Annotated in this window: 1 pseudogene; it reads left to right on the top strand. The window is 46.6% G+C overall.

Annotated features, from left to right (window positions below):
* Positions 1–579 (top strand): annotated as a pseudogene (locus R8N49_RS29085) (insulinase family protein); the annotation flags it as partial.

Below are 579 nucleotides of genomic sequence, written 5' to 3'. Positions count from 1 at the left end.
GTACACTCACACCAGAAGGGTTAGACCACGTAGATGACATCATTCAAGCAGTCTTCCAATATCTAACCATGATCAAACAAGACGGAATGAATGAGTGGCGCTACCTAGAGAAGCAAGCAGTATTGGAGTCTGCATTCCGCTTTCAAGAACCTTCACGCCCTCTCGATTTAGTTAGCCATTTAGTCATCAATATGCAGCATTATCAGCCGCACGATATTATCTATGGCGACTACAAAATGTCGGGCTATGATGAAGATCTACAACGTTCTCTGCTGCAATATTTATCTGTCGACAATGTCCGCGTTACGCTGATCGCCAAAGGACTTGAGTACAATCGCACTGCGGAGTGGTATTTCACCCCCTACTCCGTCACTACATTCAGTAGCGAGCAAAAACGCTTCTTCCAACAAATTGATCCGCGTTGGCAGTTTGTTCTGCCAGAGAAGAACCCGTACATTTGTTACGACCTCGACCCAATGCCCTTTGAAAACGGGGACTCACTACCGGAGTTGATTGAAGATCTCGAAGGTTTTCGCCTGTGGCATTTGCAAGATGATGAGTTCCGAGTGCCGAAAGGCG

It is taken from the genome of Vibrio sp. 1978 (genome assembly GCF_033344345.1).
The sequence above is the reverse complement of the archived record's forward strand: the minus strand, read 5'-3'. Positions and strand labels throughout refer to the sequence as shown.